Annotated in this window: 11 protein-coding genes; 5 read left to right on the top strand and 6 right to left on the bottom strand. The window is 53.1% G+C overall.

Translation table 11 applies throughout. The features are described from left to right. Positions 1-36: 36 nt before the first annotated feature. From topA to QA596_05565, 3 genes are all read left to right on the top strand, one after another. Complete coding sequence (topA, locus tag QA596_05575; GenBank protein ID MDG5766928.1) at positions 37-2,622, top strand: type I DNA topoisomerase; 2,586 nt, start codon at positions 37-39, stop codon at positions 2,620-2,622. A gap of 10 nt (positions 2,623-2,632) precedes the next feature. After that, positions 2,633-3,202, top strand: a complete 570-nt coding sequence (locus QA596_05570; GenBank protein ID MDG5766927.1) for a hypothetical protein — start codon at positions 2,633-2,635, stop codon at positions 3,200-3,202. Between the two features lie 135 nt (positions 3,203-3,337). Continuing rightward, on the top strand, positions 3,338-4,456 hold the full coding sequence (locus tag QA596_05565) for a hypothetical protein (protein MDG5766926.1): 1,119 nt from the start codon (positions 3,338-3,340) through the stop codon (positions 4,454-4,456). A gap of 271 nt (positions 4,457-4,727) precedes the next feature. Here QA596_05565 and recR read toward each other — a convergent pair whose 3' ends face one another. From recR to QA596_05540, 5 genes are all read right to left on the bottom strand, one after another. Beyond that, a complete protein-coding gene (gene recR, locus QA596_05560; GenBank protein MDG5766925.1) occupies positions 4,728-5,330 on the bottom strand; it encodes a recombination mediator RecR in 603 nt (200 codons plus the stop codon). Positions 5,331-5,359: 29 nt separating this feature from the next. After that, positions 5,360-5,689, bottom strand: coding sequence for a YbaB/EbfC family nucleoid-associated protein (locus tag QA596_05555; GenBank protein ID MDG5766924.1), 330 nt, complete (start codon positions 5,687-5,689; stop codon positions 5,360-5,362). Positions 5,690-5,786: 97 nt separating this feature from the next. After that, positions 5,787-7,802 carry a DNA polymerase III subunit gamma/tau gene (dnaX, locus tag QA596_05550; GenBank protein ID MDG5766923.1) on the bottom strand — a complete coding sequence of 672 codons (2,016 nt, stop codon included), beginning with the start codon at positions 7,800-7,802 and terminating at the stop codon, positions 5,787-5,789. Between the two features lie 122 nt (positions 7,803-7,924). Further along, positions 7,925-9,253 (bottom strand): aminopeptidase P family protein, encoded by a 1,329-nt coding sequence (locus QA596_05545; GenBank protein ID MDG5766922.1) that lies wholly within the window; start codon positions 9,251-9,253, stop codon positions 7,925-7,927. 17 nt (positions 9,254-9,270) lie between these two features. Then, the gene (locus tag QA596_05540; protein MDG5766921.1) at positions 9,271-10,566 is read right to left on the bottom strand and encodes a type I restriction enzyme HsdR N-terminal domain-containing protein; all 1,296 of its coding nucleotides are present in this window, start codon (positions 10,564-10,566) and stop codon (positions 9,271-9,273) included. 164 nt (positions 10,567-10,730) lie between these two features. Here QA596_05540 and QA596_05535 point away from each other — a divergent pair, with 164 nt between their 5' ends. Continuing rightward, positions 10,731-12,056, top strand: a complete 1,326-nt coding sequence (locus QA596_05535) for a hypothetical protein (protein MDG5766920.1) — start codon at positions 10,731-10,733, stop codon at positions 12,054-12,056. A 200-nt stretch (positions 12,057-12,256) separates the two neighbouring features. After that, on the top strand, positions 12,257-13,960 hold the full coding sequence (locus QA596_05530; GenBank protein ID MDG5766919.1) for a Na/Pi cotransporter family protein: 1,704 nt from the start codon (positions 12,257-12,259) through the stop codon (positions 13,958-13,960). Positions 13,961-14,131: 171 nt separating this feature from the next. Here the strand turns inward: QA596_05530 and QA596_05525 are convergent, their stop codons facing one another. Beyond that, positions 14,132-15,262, bottom strand: a complete 1,131-nt coding sequence (locus QA596_05525; protein MDG5766918.1) for a hypothetical protein — start codon at positions 15,260-15,262, stop codon at positions 14,132-14,134. Positions 15,263-15,321 lie beyond the last annotated feature (59 nt).

Raw genomic sequence — 15,321 nt, 5'->3', positions numbered from 1 at the left:
TCTGGAAAGCTGTTTCTAATTCTTAAATAATCGCGCATGAAATCGCTTATCATTGTCGAGTCACCTACCAAAGCAAAAACCATCAAGAAGTTTTTGCCGAAATCCATTACCGTGGATTCCTGCAACGGCCACATCCGCGATCTGCCGGCATCGGCCAGGGAGATACCTGCAAAGCTGAAAAAAAACAAGTGGGCGACACTCGGGATTGACGTTGACAACGACTATGAGCCGTTGTATGTCATTTCACCCCAGAAAAAGAAAACCGTCACCCGGCTCAAGAAGCTGATCAAGGAGGCTGATGAGCTGATTCTGGCTACGGACGAAGACCGTGAAGGTGAAGGAATATCATGGCACATAATGGATGAGCTCAACCCCCGAATTCCCGTCAAGCGCATGGTTTTCCACGAAATAACACAGGAGGCCATCGAGCAGGCGCTGAAGGACTTTCGGGAGATCAACATGAACCTGGTTCATGCCCAGGAGGCCCGGAGAATTATCGACCGTTTGGCCGGATATACCATTTCGCCCCTGCTGTGGAAGAAAATTGGTCCGGGTTTGTCGGCCGGACGCGTGCAGTCGGTCGCCGTGCAGCTTCTGGTGAACCGGGAACGGGAGCGGATGCGATTTCGCAGCGGGAGCTACTGGGACCTCAAGGCCGTTTTGAAAACTTCGGATGAGGCCGGCGCCCGGAAGTTTGAAGCGGAAATGACCCATCTGAATGACAAGCGCCTGGCCGGGGGCAAGGATTTTAGTGAAGCTACGGGAAAACTGAAAAACCCCGGCAAAGTGACACTGCTTGGCAAGGAGGAGGCCGAAGGACTTCGGGAAGAGCTGCTTGCCGGCAGATGGCATGTTCAGTCCATTGAGAAACGTCCGCAAAAAAAATCGCCGGCTCCTCCGTTTATCACATCTACCCTGCAGCAGGAAGCGAACAGAAAGTTTGGGTACTCCGCTCGCGATACCATGCGCATAGCGCAAAAGCTGTATGAGGAGGGGTACATCACCTACATGCGTACCGATTCGACCAATCTTTCTAATCAGGCGGTGGAAGCGGCCAGGTCGGCTGTTGAGCGCATGTACGGCAAGGAGTATCTGAGTGATGGCGTTCGTAAATACGCCGGCAAGTCAAAAGGAGCCCAGGAGGCCCACGAGGCGATACGTCCGGCGGGAAGCTCATTTCGCACACCATCGGATACGGTTTTGAGCGGCCGGGAAGCAAAACTGTATGACCTGATCTGGAAGCGTACCATGGCTACGCAAATGGCCGAAGCCCGGATGGAATTCACCAATGTGCAAATTCTGGCCGAATCGGATCAGTCAAAGGCAATATTCAAGGCCGGTGGCAAGAAAATCCTCTTCCCCGGTTTTTTTCGCGCCTATGTTGAAGGGAGTGATGATCCGGATGTGACATTGGAGGACCGCGAGTCCGTACTGCCGGAATTGCAGCAGGATCAGGAGGTTGTCTGCAGGGAGGTGAAACCGCTTGAGCATGAGACCAAGCCCCCCGCCCGTTTTACGGAAGCCAGCCTGGTGAAGCAGCTCGAGAAGGATGGTGTAGGGCGGCCCAGTACGTATGCCACCATTATTGGCACCATTATGGAACGGGATTATGTGAGAAAAGAGGGAAATGCTCTAGTGCCGACGTTTACCGCATTTGCTGTAACCGAACTGCTGGAGAAGTATTTTTCCGATCTGGTGGATGAGCAGTTTACCTCCGAAATGGAGCAGCGACTCGATGACATCGCCACAGGCAAGGAGAACCGGCTTCAATATTTGAAATCTTATTATGAAGGGGAGAAAGGGTTGAAGACGATGGTCGAGAATCAGGAGTCCAAGATAGATCCGCAGGAGGCTCGTCATATTGATTTGCCGGTGGATGGACTGAATGGCATGAAGGTGTTCCTTGGTCGTTTCGGCCCCTACGTCCAGAAGAAAAGCGAGGACGGGGAAGAGGTGATGAGCTCTATACCGGAAAGCCTCGCTCCCAGCGATATAACGGTTGAGAAGTTGCAGGAGCTGGTTTCACAGAGTAAAAAAGGGCCGGAATCTCTTGGAAAGCATCCGGAAACCGGAGAAGAGATTTTTGTGCTTTCCGGTCGTTTCGGGCCGTATGTCCAGCTTGGTGAAACTCCGGAGGGCGGTGATAAAAAGAAAAAAGGGGCCGCCCCCAAACCCAAGCGGGTATCACTGCTGAAAGGAATGAAACCGGAAGAGGTAGATTTTGATACGGCGGTCAGGTTGCTGTCCCTGCCCCGGTCATTGGGCGAACATCCGGAAACCGGGAAGGAGGTCAAGGCGGGAATTGGACGGTTTGGTCCCTATGTGGTGCACGACGGGGTATTTCAGTCGTTGACGGCCACCGACAATGTTCTTGACGTCGAACTTGGCAGGGCCGTGGAGCTGCTCAAGCAGAAATCGATGAAAAAGGGCAGAGCCACCTCTTCGGTCATCAAGGATATGGGGGAGCATCCCGAACATGGTGAAAAAATCCAGATTATGACCGGACGCTATGGTCCGTATATTAAATACGGAAAAAAGAACATCAGTATCCCAAAAGGAAAAGACCCCGAGTCGATGGATATGGGAGCCGTTCTGGATCTCATCAAACAAAAAGTCGGGTAGTGAGGTAGCCATGCAAAAAAAGTCAGATGACTTTTTTATGTATCCGCCCAATCTGCAGATGCTGGACCTGGCATCTCTGGTGGGCATGTACCGCTCGCGTGGCGAACCCCAAAAAGCATCCTCCGGAGAGTATTTTGCCTGTGCGCTGTCCAGAAAACTGGTCAAAGAGGCCAAGTTCTGGTTCGGCTTGCACTACAGCCAGAGTGCCTGGGACAAGCTGCTGACCAAAGACTCCGCCGGTTATCCTCTTACCGAGGTGGAATTCAATATTCTGGGTATGGCGGTCTATCCGCCGGACGACAACAACCACCGGAGTCACATCGAGTCACAAACCGGCTTTATTCCCCAGCTCTCCTTCCTGATCGTCAATGACCTTCGCCAGTTCGGCTTTCTGCAGGAGTATGACAGCGGCATGCTGGCCATCACAAACAACGGACAAAAAGCGCTGCAGGGTTTTGCCCGCAGGATGTTTGACCGTAAGTTTGCTCCGGAAATGCTCCCGATATACCGCGGACAGCATGCCCGCCCACGGATAGAACAGGCCGAAAAGAGAGACACGACCCAGACCCGCCTTTTCTGATTCCAGCCGCTGTTCATATATACTTTATGATTTATCAATAGTATATGTGGTAGTATCACATTAATTTATTGTGAAATATGAGGGGAAGCCTGCCTTGCTGGCAGGGGAATCGTAAACTATTAAAACGTGAAGCTTATGAGTACGGTCAGATGTTTACTGCTTGTGTCTGGTTTTGCACTGTTGATGATGATGCCCGGAAAGGCATTTGGACAGGAGAGCGACAACGGCATTGTACGGACGGTGAGTGATGATATTTCGTTGAGAATCAGCGGAACCCTGCAGCCGAGGGTAACCTACACTTCAGATGATGTGGACAGGGTCGGGTTCGGAGTCCGTCGCATGAGACTGCGGCTGCTTGTGGATATTTCGGATCGCCTCGGCCTGTTCATGCAAATGGAAGGGTCGGGTGCCTCTGCAAGATGGCTGGACCTGAGGGGTGAGTATTATTTGAATGACAACCTCACCCTCCGCACCGGACGATTTGTGGGCACCCAGCCCCGGGCGTATGCAAGGACCGGTCATGCCGCCATCGACGCGATCGACAGGCCCGCCATTTCAGATATGTGGGCCCGTATGACGATCGGAGCAGATGGCCGCGACTATGGAGTGGAAGCACTTTGGAGCAATCCCCAATGGGAAGTGCGGGCGTTTCTGCACAACGGCCATAACGCCCTCAATTTCGGCAGGGGCATCAGTCACAACCCGGTGGACGGCGGTATTGAAACCGATGGCTTTGCATTCAGCGGCTCGGCGACCCACTGGCCGTCCGGACGCGATGCCCTGGAGCTCGGAGTGTTTGCAAGCGCCAACACCTCCAAGAACGACCTCACGGCTATCGGCGGTGTCGGACGTAACTACTTCTCTTATTCCGCAAACGCCTACTGGGGACCGCAGCCCGGGGACCAGCCCGTCCGTCTGAAAACAGATATTATCGGGATCAGCTACCAGGATGTCGAGCCTTTTGGAGCACAGAATTACATCGGCGCGTCACTGTTCGGCGGTATTCTGGTGAAGCCCCACATCGAATTGTATGCCATGGGCGAATACTGGTATAATGACGGTGGCGATATGGACTCCACAGCCCAGGTATTTGCAACCCTGGGAGGCTCCTACAGTCTGAGCGCCTTGCAGGGCGGCCGGTTTACTCACAACCGGATCATGCTGGCCTACAGCCTCAGGACATTGGAAAGCGATTCCGTCGACTTTGACGACCTGACTCATGTGGTAATGATGCAGTTCCAGTTTTATTTCTGATTGGTGAAGCCGGATTCCACCGATTCGACATTCAGCAGTTCTGACGCTCGCCGGCAGTAACCTCCGGTCTCTCCGTCGGAAAAGGCTCGATGGCTGTGAATGAACTCCGGTTAAAACAGAAGACGTGCATCAAAGGCGGTCCCTTTTCCTGGGTCCGCCTTTTTATTCTCGGTAAGCCGGGGAGTCGACAAGTCGGTAAGTCAGCGAGTCGGGGAGTCGATAAGTCCGGCAGTCCGGGGGTCGGTGTCTCCGGCAGTCAAAGACCGGGAGTTTAAAAAGTGCGGCGTCCCGCAAAAGCACGCGTCAGCGTGGCGTCGTCAATAAACTCCAGATCGGTTCCCATCGGAATCCCGTGCGCGATACGTGTGACATTCACACCCATGGGATGAGCCAACTTATTGATGTAATAGCCGGTGGCCTCGCCTTCCGCATCCGGATTCAGAGCGAGTATTAACTCCTGAATCCCTTCACCGTCTCGTATTCTCCCTACCAGTTCATTGATTCGCAATTCATTTGGACCAATATTCTGCAGAGGTGATATCACTCCGCCCAAGACATGATAACGGCCGCCGAATTCCTTGGTCCGTTCGATCACATAGACGTCTTTCGGCTCCTCGACCACACATACAACACCGGTATTTCGTTTTTCCGAGGTGCAAATCGGACACGGATCCTGATCCGTGATGTTAAAACAGACGGAACAGTATTGTATGTTCTTTTTCAGTTCGGAGATGGCGCGGGAAAGCCGGTATACCTGCTCGTCGTTCTGCTTGAGAAGATGCATGGCAATACGTTGGGCGGATTTTCTACCCATCCCCGGCAAGCGGGCAAGCTGCTCGACAGCCTGTTCAAGCGTTTCTGATATAAGTTGCATTAGGTCCTTGCCTGATAATATATTACGCCTTACTTGAAGCCCAGGCTCCCAAGGTCAAGCCCACCGGGCATCATGCCCCGTGTAATTTCACCCATTTTTTCCTGGGCGGCTTCGTCCGCTTTTTTGAGGGCCTGGTTGACCCCGGCTATGACCAGGTCTTCCAGCATCTCCGTATCATTCGGATCAATGACATCCCTGTCAAGAGTGATGGAAGTGATCTGGCGATTGCCGTTGGCCTTCACCCGCACCATCCCGCCACCGGCTTCCGCCTCTACTTCAATGAGATGAAGCTGTTCTCTGGTCTCTTCCATTTTTTTCTGAAACTCGTTCAGTTTGCCAAACATGTCGGCCATATTCATAGGGGTCCTCCATTTTTAAAAATCAGTTAGTCTGCCTGGTTCCGTTGCGGGCCAGGCCGGCAGTGTGTCCGAAGCCGAAACAAGAAGCCATCACGTTTCAATACTCAAGTTCCGCGCCGAACAAATCCACAATTTTCTTCAGTTTCGGGTCCTTTTTCTGGAGTTTGGAAAAATGCTCGTACGGGTCATGGATGGTATCGGTTCGTTGTTTCGCTTCCACGAGCCGTGATGTAAAACGCACGGAAAAGCCGAAATGTTCTCTCAGAGTATCACAAAGCCTGCGTTGTTTGTCCCGGATGATGTCGGAGGTAAAGCTGTCGTGGCACTCGAGGGTGATCACACCGCTTTCCAGCGAAACGGGCCGGGCTTTCTGCAGCGTGAAAGAGACCATGTTTCCGGCAGTAAGCTGAACTTTTTCAAGGTATTGCGGCCAGATCTGCTCGATTTCCGACAAATCTGATGGCTCCTTTGCTTGTGTTTCCCCGGACTTTGTGCCGGATCCGGGACTGTCGGATGGCATCGCCCTGGGCCTGGGTTTTGGCGACAGGGCCAGGTTTCCCCTTACGGGATGATCCTCACCGACCGGAGACTGTTTTGCCGGAAGGGAGACCGCTGTCAGGTGGCTTTCAGCCGGCCTGATGGAGGGGCCAAACACATCAGAAGTGTCGGAGACCGTGGCGGGTGAAGACCCGTAATGTGCCGGTGCATACTCTTTGTCAGGTGACGGTCTGCCGCCGCCGGCCGGTTGTCCGGAATTGCCTGTCGGCTGACTGCCCGAAGCCTCGTAATTCGCCTGGTGCCTTTCTGCCGTTGGTTTATTTTCTGTGGATGGTGGAGGAGGCTGTCCGGGTTCGGAAGCACTGGAAGACCGATTCCGCCCCGGGGATCCGCCACCGGGCGCGGGGCTTGAAGCACTGCTCCGGGCACTGCCGTGGGAATTGCTCCCCGGCTGACTGCCAGCGGTTTCTTTCGGGCCGCCGGATGGGTCCTCGGTCCCCAGCCCCTGCTCAAGCATCTCCAGTTTCTGAAGCAGTTGCGCCAGGCCGTCGCTGCGGGTCATATGAAACAGTTTGAGCAGCGTGATTTCCAGGTGAATCCTGGGCTGCTGCGCATTGCGGATGGAAAACTGGGCATCGTGCAAAATGTGCATCATGCGCATCAGGTCATCCTCGGAGAAGCCCGCCGCCATCTCCTGATAGCGTTGCCTGGTCTCCTCGGTCGATTCGATGAGATAAAAATTCTGCGAGTCTTTTGCCAGGTAGAGGTTCCGGAAATGTTCGGTAAGCGCGCCGAGGAATTCCTGGATGTCGTTGCCGATGTGCAGCAGATGATGAAGAAGTGCCATACCGGCACTGGCGTCCCTGCGGATAAGGGCGTCGGTCAGTTCAAACATCCGCTCCGAGCTGACGATATTCAATGCCCGGTGCAATTCGTCATAGGCAATTCGGGTGCCGCAAAAGGCGATCGCCTGATCCAGAATGCCCAGTGCATCCCGCAAAGCACCATCCGCCTTCTTGGCAATCACATGCAGCGACTCCCTGTCAATCTCGATATTTTCCCTGTCCGCAATCTTTTCAAGCTGGCCGACAATTTCATCCACCGTAATACGGCGGAAGTCGAATCGCTGGCAGCGCGACAGGATCGTGGGCAGAATACGATGCGGCTCGGTTGTGGCGAAAATAAATATCACATGGGCGGGCGGCTCCTCCAGTGTCTTCAGAAGCGCATTGAAGGCCGACTTGCTGAGCATGTGAATCTCGTCGATGATGTAAACCTTGTAACGGCCGCTTTGCGGTGGAATGCGAACCCGCTCCCGCAGGCTGCGGATATCCTCCACACTGTTGTTGGAAGCCGCATCAATCTCGATGATATTCAACGTGTTGTTCAGCTCCTCTCCGTCAACATCGGCGTCCACTTCGTTGATCGTTCGAGCTAGGACACGCGCCATCGTGGTTTTGCCGACACCGCGCGGACCGCAAAACAGGTAGGCGTGGCTTAACCTGCTGTTGGCGATCGCGTTCTTCAGAGTATTGCTGACATGCTCCTGGGAAACGATGTCTTCGAATGACTGAGGCCGGTATGCGCGGGTAAGAGCTCTGTAGTTGTTGGACATCACGGATGAAAAAAGGTGAGGGATCAGGCCGAGTGGCAAGTTCGTAATTTAACAAATTGGGCACTCCCTATCCATGATTCTGTGAGAACGATTCACGGACGTTGCAGGGACAGACAGGCTAATCAGTCACCTTGTTTCACATGCTCGATCTCATGCCTGGTTTTGGGAGCCGTGGTAAGATTCTCCATCCCGTCGTCCCGAACAATGACGTTGTCTTCAATGCGTATGCCACCGAAATCCAGCAACCCGGCCAGCTTCTCCCTGTTGAGGAAGGACGATGTTTTGCCGTCTTCAAAAGCGGGTTCCAGCAGTGCGGGAATGAAGTACAGGCCCGGTTCTATGGTGAGCACCATGCCGCTTTCAAAAGTTCGGCGGGCTCTCAGGAAACGGAGTCCGGGCCGGTCGATTTTTTCGGTGCCTTTCGGGTACCCGCCTACATCGTGGGTATCAAGGCCAAGAAAATGGCCCAGCCCGTGGGGGAAGAAAAGGGCGAAGATGTTGGTTTCCATGAGGTCGTCGACAGACCCACGGAGCAGTCCGCAGTCGCGGAGTCCGGAAGCGATGCAGCGCGCGGCGGCAAGGTGGAGATCCTCCATTTTGTTACCCGGCCGGATGAGGTTCAGCGCTGTGTTTTGGGCATCCAGGACGATATCGTAGAGGTCGGCCTGAAGCGGGGTGAACGACGCTCCCGCCGGCATGGTGCGTGTGACATCGGCGGCGTAACCGGCATACTCCGCACCGGCATCCACCAGAAAAAGCTCATTGGCTTCAACTGTTCTGCGGTAACCGGTATAATGCAGGATGGCGGAACCGGGTCCGCTCGCAAAAATACCGGAGTATGGTGCATGAACCATACCGTGCCGGTGGGTGTGGTAATCGAAAAGGGCCTTCATTTCATATTCCCGAACACCCGGTCCGACCGCCTTCATCACTTCCAGATGTGCCTGATTGGCAGCGGAAGCAGCTTTTTTCAGACAATCCATCTCACCATCAGTTTTGATGACCCGGCAGTAGGCCAGGGCGTCCTGCAGTTCGCCTGATTCGGTCTGATATCCGGCTTTTGCGATCTCGTCACCGCTGTCGGGCAGAATATGAATCTGCTGAGGGGCCCGTTTCTTCAGCCAGTCGTGGACCTCGTCATTGTAGATGATGTGGTCGGGACCGTATCGCTCCCGGTACTCCTCGGGTGTGAGAATGTATCCCATCCATACGGCAAATTGAGAGGATCGGCGAGGGATCACCAGTGTGTATTCACCGCTGCCGCATTCAAAAAAAGCGGCCATGTCGGGTTCATCAATACCGGTGAGGTAGAGGAAGTTGGACTCCTGCCGGAACGGATACTCAAAGTCGGTGTGATAGCGCCCGGCAACCGATCCGCCTTTGAGATAAATCAAATGGCCGGATTGCTCGCGGAACAGATTCAGGAGTTTTTGTCGGTGATTCTGGTACATGGAAATCAGCAATTGTATTAATGATTATCGTTGAAAAAGGATTTCAGCACCTCAGACAACCCGATCAGCACCGGGTCGTGCTGTTCTTCATATGTCATGTGCGCCACATCCGTTGCGTCGTCCGGGGCACGAGCAGCAGATTCCGTCAAAGGCAGCCGGTCGGTGGAGATCTTATCCGTTTTGTCCTTATGCCGGGAATCAGAATCCTTCCGCCGGATCGATGGGGCTTTGGGACATTTCACGACGGGCCCCTGATCGACTGACCTGCCTGTGCCGGAAGGTTCTGTTCCGGGGGGATCATCCGTTTTGTAGCGTCCTGCCGGGTTCGGATCTGCTTCGGACTTACGATCGGTTATTCCGGATGAGAGAGGCAGGTTTCCCAGGATTTCTTCCACACCTGAGATCGGGGGAAGTGTTATGCTACCTTTGCCTGGGCGATAATGCTCTATGGTGGTGATGCTGCCGTCATTCGAGAGGAGCATCCGGAGACAGCCGGTGTTTCGGCCTCCAGAATTGGAGATGACGCTCAGGGCTGTTTGATCTTCCGAAATGGCCATCAGGGTGAAAGCGTAAAGGGTCTCGGTGTGACCGGGAACAGAGAGCAGTGCGTAATAGTGATGGAGGGGCATTCCGTCGTCGGGAAAGGAGACTCTTATGTAGCTTTTCGCGACACTCGATACATGGAAAAGATGGCAGAGCAGCCCCGACAGGAGGGATGCTGGTTGTTGCTCCATATTGTTGTGCAGGAAGCCGCGGTTCATCCAGTACTCCGAAGTTGAGTCGGTAAAGCCGCCGCGGGAAAGAAAAGAAGGGTACCGGCCGGGAGGCAGGTGTTCAAGGGAGTCGGTTACATGGAACAGGGCATCATGCAGGCCGTTGGTTAGCAGTATATAAGGCGCCTTCACAAATCGATTGTAAACAGCCGACTGGGTCGCAGCCTTTGGCCCCGGCACAACGTTTTCTGCCTTGCATTCGACCAGCATCAGGGGAGCAAAGGATGTGTCGTAGCAAAGGACATCGGTCCTGCCGCGCGAATACCGGGAAGGAACCGCTCTTTCCGTGGCAATCCGGTTTGGAGAAAAACCGGCCTCCAGAGTCAGGTAATCTATAACCTGAAGCCGGACACGCTCTTCCGGACGAATGCGGGCGGTTTTTTTTTCAAGCGGATTCCAGAGCAAGCGCATTCCGTCGCGGAATCGGAACTGCGGATAATGATGGGCCGCCAGGGGTGAAAAGGTATGTAAGGGTTCGCGCATCTCATCAAAATAGGGATTGGACGGCGCCATTCCAATGAACCGGGCCAACGAGGTCAAATCATTGCAAGCCGGCACCTTAAAAAAAAATAATCATGGAAAAATGTTGAAAAGTGTTAGTTTTCCGGCATTAAGGGGAGTGTTTATCTATTTATTTCCAGCAAGGGGGCATGTGCCTTCCATTGCCTCCCGTAATTATTATTTAATAGCGAAGAGGTGTACCCATGAAAAAAATTCTACTGTTGATACTTGTATTGTTGTTGGGCAGTCAGGCAGTAAATGCCCAGGAAACGATCGGTTTTACCGACCCTGACCAAACCCTTCACCTTGAAAATTATCGTCTCCCCGACTGGGGCTATGATTTGCTGTATCTTGACTTTGACGGTTCGTTCCGCGCAGTGAATGATTTTAATGATTGGAAGAACCGGAACACTGCCGGCAGGATTAACCCCGTCTATTTTTTCTACCGCGAAAGTGAAAAACTTGTACTGGATGCACGGGCGCAGCTGCCGATGCAGTTGTTCCGCAACCATCAGGAGGATCCCAATGAAAACGAAATTACAGACCGGCAATTCAGAACCGACCTTGCGCTGAATGGCACCGGCCGGTACTATTTTGAACACCTGCTTTTTGGAATCGGGCAGGCCTCCTTTGATCTTAATACCAACAGACGAGCTGTAGACCGGGATGTCGGGGTGGATCAGTTCCAGCGCAGAACCGATTCCAGGCTGCAGCTGAGCGGTGGTATCGGATATGGACGGGTTCGTGATGTAACCCCTGTCATTCGCGCGCTGCGATTTAACGAGCGGATGAACGCCGTCGGCGTCGGCGAGCTCAACGATGCACAAATACAGGGAATGGCAAACGTTTTCGCACGCAGAACCGGGTTCAACAGAAGATATGACCGCCCCGCCAGGCACTTCTGGAATGAAGTCGGGCAAATTGCCCCCGACCAGCTCGGCTCGCTCAGTTTTTATGAAGCGTACTTTCTGACGGAGACCCTTATGGAAACCACCGGCCAGCGCTTTCAGGGTTGGGACGGAAACGCTACGGTTTTTGTTGATCATCAGAGGTTTACCGATGAGCGGGAAGAGGATGGAAATACCTTGTGGGACCTTGATGGATCGGAAACCCGAATCGGGGTTAATCTTGGCGGCCGCATGTTCCACAACCTGAATCTGGAGCAGATGTTTTCAGCAAGGGCCAATATCGGTCTGGGAATGGCCACCTACTCGGATGAAGATGATAACGAAAGCCTGTTTCAGGTCGGTTTTGAAGTGGGGCACCTCTACAATCTCACGGACCGCATCCTGATTCAAAGCGCCATTTCCAATAACTACGAAAAACTGGGAAGCGGTGACGACAGCGTAAGTGACCGTGTATTCCGGATCAATTCGGCAGTCACCTATTTTATAGAAAACAATATCGCGGTGACCGGCAGCGTAGCCTATGTACACGACCGGAGGGATTTCGGCAATGTGTACGACACACGCTCCGATTTTCGTCTCGATATCTCCCTGAGATACTACTTTATGAGGTCGTTGTTCTAATATGGCCGGTTGATGGTTCCGCTTGCCGGCCAGGCGGTTCCTTCGTGTGATGACGTCCTGCGATTGTCGCAATTTCTTTCCATTTTTTTTCACAATTTAATGATAACTTTGGCACTGTCGATAACAGCTCAATTGCCAGGAAAGATTATTAGATTGCATACAGGACTTCGGAACATGGGGAACCGCCTCATTAGTGCCATATGACCTATAACTTATTTGATTTTCTGCAGCTGATCGGGTCGCTGGGTATTTTTATCTACGGGATGAAAATTTTCAGTGACGGGTTGCAGAAAGTGGCCGGAAATAAACTGCGCGGCATTCTGAAGGGAATGACCACCAACCGCGTTACCGGCATCGCCACCGGTTTTACCGCAACAACCATCACCCAGTCATCCACCACGACCACCGTGATGGTCGTGAGTTTTGTCAATGCCGGGCTGCTGACCTTCCTGGAGTCGACCGGTGTCATCATGGGGGCAAATATTGGAACCACCGTAACGGCGTGGATGGTATCGGTGTTCGGATTCAGGTTTCAGATCACCCCGATCGCCGTCAGCCTGATCGGAATCTTCTTCCCCTTTTTATTTGTCCGTAATACCAAGCTGAAACACGTCGCCGAGGCCATGATCGGATTCGGTATTCTGTTCATCGGCCTGGAGTTCATCAAGGATGCGGTGCCCGATATCCAGGAAAACCCCCAAATTCTATCATTCCTTGACCGGTTCACCGACTTCGGGTTTGGCACAACACTGATTTTTGTCATCGTCGGAACCATTCTGACCCTGGTTACCCAATCCTCCAGTGCCGCAACCACCATAACGCTGGTCATGCTGGCTCAGGGCTGGATCAACTTCCCCATTGCCGCGGCCATGATTCTGGGTGAGAACATCGGGACAACGATTACCGCCAATATTGCCGCTCTCATCGGAAACGTGCACGCCAAGCGTGCCGCCCGGTTCCACCTGTTTTTTAATGTGATCGGGGTGTTGTGGATGCTTGCGTTGCTGCCCTACTTCCTGAATTTTGTTGATTACATCATACTGAATTATACCCCGGCCCACCTGTCGATACTGGACGATTCGCCGGAGGCCAGGCTTAATGCAACCATGGGCCTCGCACTCTTCCATACGGTTTTCAATGTCGTCAATGTGCTGGTGCTGTTTGCGTTTGTGCCCTATCTGATCCGGCTCGTTACCTGGATACAGCCGTCGCGGGGCAGGGAGGATGAGCAGAAAACGCTTAAATATATCAGCGGCGGCCTGATGCCCACCGCCGAGCTTTCTATTGACGAGGCGTACAAAGAGGTCGAGCTGCTGGCAAAAGTTACCGAAAAGATAAGCTTCAGCACGTACGGCCTGTTTTTCAAAAGTGAGGACAAACATCAGAAGTTCCTGGACAAGATCAAGGAGCGGGAGGAGATCACCGACCGGATTGAGCTGGAAGTGGCGCAGTATCTGACCAACCTTTCGGAGTATAACTTGACCAAGACCTCCTCGCGGAGAGTGCGAAGTATGCTCCGCATGATCAACGACCTGGAACGTATCGCCGACCTCTACTACCAGATCTCCCGAACCTACGACAGGATGCTGTCGGAAGGCATTAAAATGCCGGATAGCGCCAACCAGGAGATTCAGGATATGATGCAGCTGCTTCAGGATGCCCTGCGACTCATGCGGGATAATCTTACGGGCGACTACGGCGATGTCGATATGAAAGAAGCCGAGCTGATGGAAGCCAAGATTGACGCGTTGCGCGACGAGCTTCGCCAATCCCATTATGTGCGCCTTGAGCATGGTGACTATGATGTCAAAGCGGGAATCTACTACCTGGATTTCATCAATCGCCTGGAAAAAATCGGAGATCACGTATTGAACGTGAACGAAGCGGCCGCCGGCCTGAAATAAAAAAAGGCACCCGGTTTACGCCGGACGCCGTAATTTTTTTTCTCAGTTTTTTCCCGGTTGTCTGAGAATCAGCTACTCCATGGAACAGAGCCGCACAGTACCCGACGGCTGCATTCCGCTGCCAGGGATTTTTAAACGGCAGCCATGCGGCCGCGAGTACCAAAACCCCGCTTAATAGCGGAACAGTGCCGCAACATCGGCCGAAACGGGCATATCCTGCCTGGGAAGCACATATACATTGCTGCCGGTTTCCAGTCCCTTGATGGAGAGCCAGTTCATCAGCTCTACATCGCCATCGCCGGGCTTGTTCCGGTACAGCACCTTATGAGTTTCCTCGTCGTACTTCCCCCACTTGATGGCATTTTTCGCGATGAAAATGGCACCGGCCTTACCCATTACAGCTGCAGGAATAATTTCGGAGGGGTCGTTCGAAACCCGATCCGACGCGCTGTTGCGGTACTTCTCGAGTGAGTCGTACAGGTTGTTCAGGAAATGCTCCCGGATGATTTCCCAGCCTTTGTCGCGCAACTGGGCATCGGAAAGGTCGTCCGGGTTGTGATCAATGATCTGATCCAGCTTACGAATATGCTGCTCTGTTTTCCGATACAACCCGACATTTTTCTGCAAGCCTGAAAGTATGAGGGGATCCCGGAGTTTTTTTATCACCGGAGCCACCGATTTGTGCACATCCTTCAGATACTCTTCCACAATCTCTTTGTGCTCCTCTCCGGTATTGCCGTGCCCGAAGTAAACGGCACTGTCTCCGTCATTGCTTCCGGTATGAAACTGAATCTGCTGTTCCGGCTTCTCTTCGAGCCAGTCATTTATGGCGGCGGGAATATCCTCCGGCGTGATGTCTTCCACCGCAGAGCGGGTGCATCGCAGAAGCCGGGTTCGTTCCAGACTGATGGCCAGAATGACAAAGCTGCCGGCAGTACTGACCATCGGCAGGAGCGGGGTCACCAGAAAATGATCCTGGATATAAACCATTTCATCGGCTTCATAGGGCAGTTTGAAAACCTCGAAATGGTCGGCTGTAATATAGATGGCCATTCCGTGTCCCATTTCCGACCAGTACAGCGACTCGCCAAGCAACGCCTTCGCAGGTTTCAGGAAGTCGTCGACATTGTGATCCTTCAGCCCTTTGGCGGTGAGAGCCTCACCAGCTTTTGCAAGCAGGTTTTTGAAACGTATGGGATTTTGCTGGCGATCGGATCCTACTTTGTGGGTCGGCAGGGTGATCGTGATTTTCGGTTCACCGTTTTTATCAATAAGCTGTTTAATTGTTTTTTCGGTAACCATAGTGCTCCTTTTTTGAAATAGTGGATGGTGTCTATGACCTGACTTCAGAAAACTGTGTT

It is taken from the genome of Balneolales bacterium ANBcel1, from assembly GCA_029688905.1.
GTDB lineage: Bacteria > Bacteroidota > Rhodothermia > Balneolales > Natronogracilivirgulaceae > SLLW01.
Note: the sequence above shows the minus strand (reverse complement) of the source record. Positions and strands in the feature narration are given on the sequence as shown.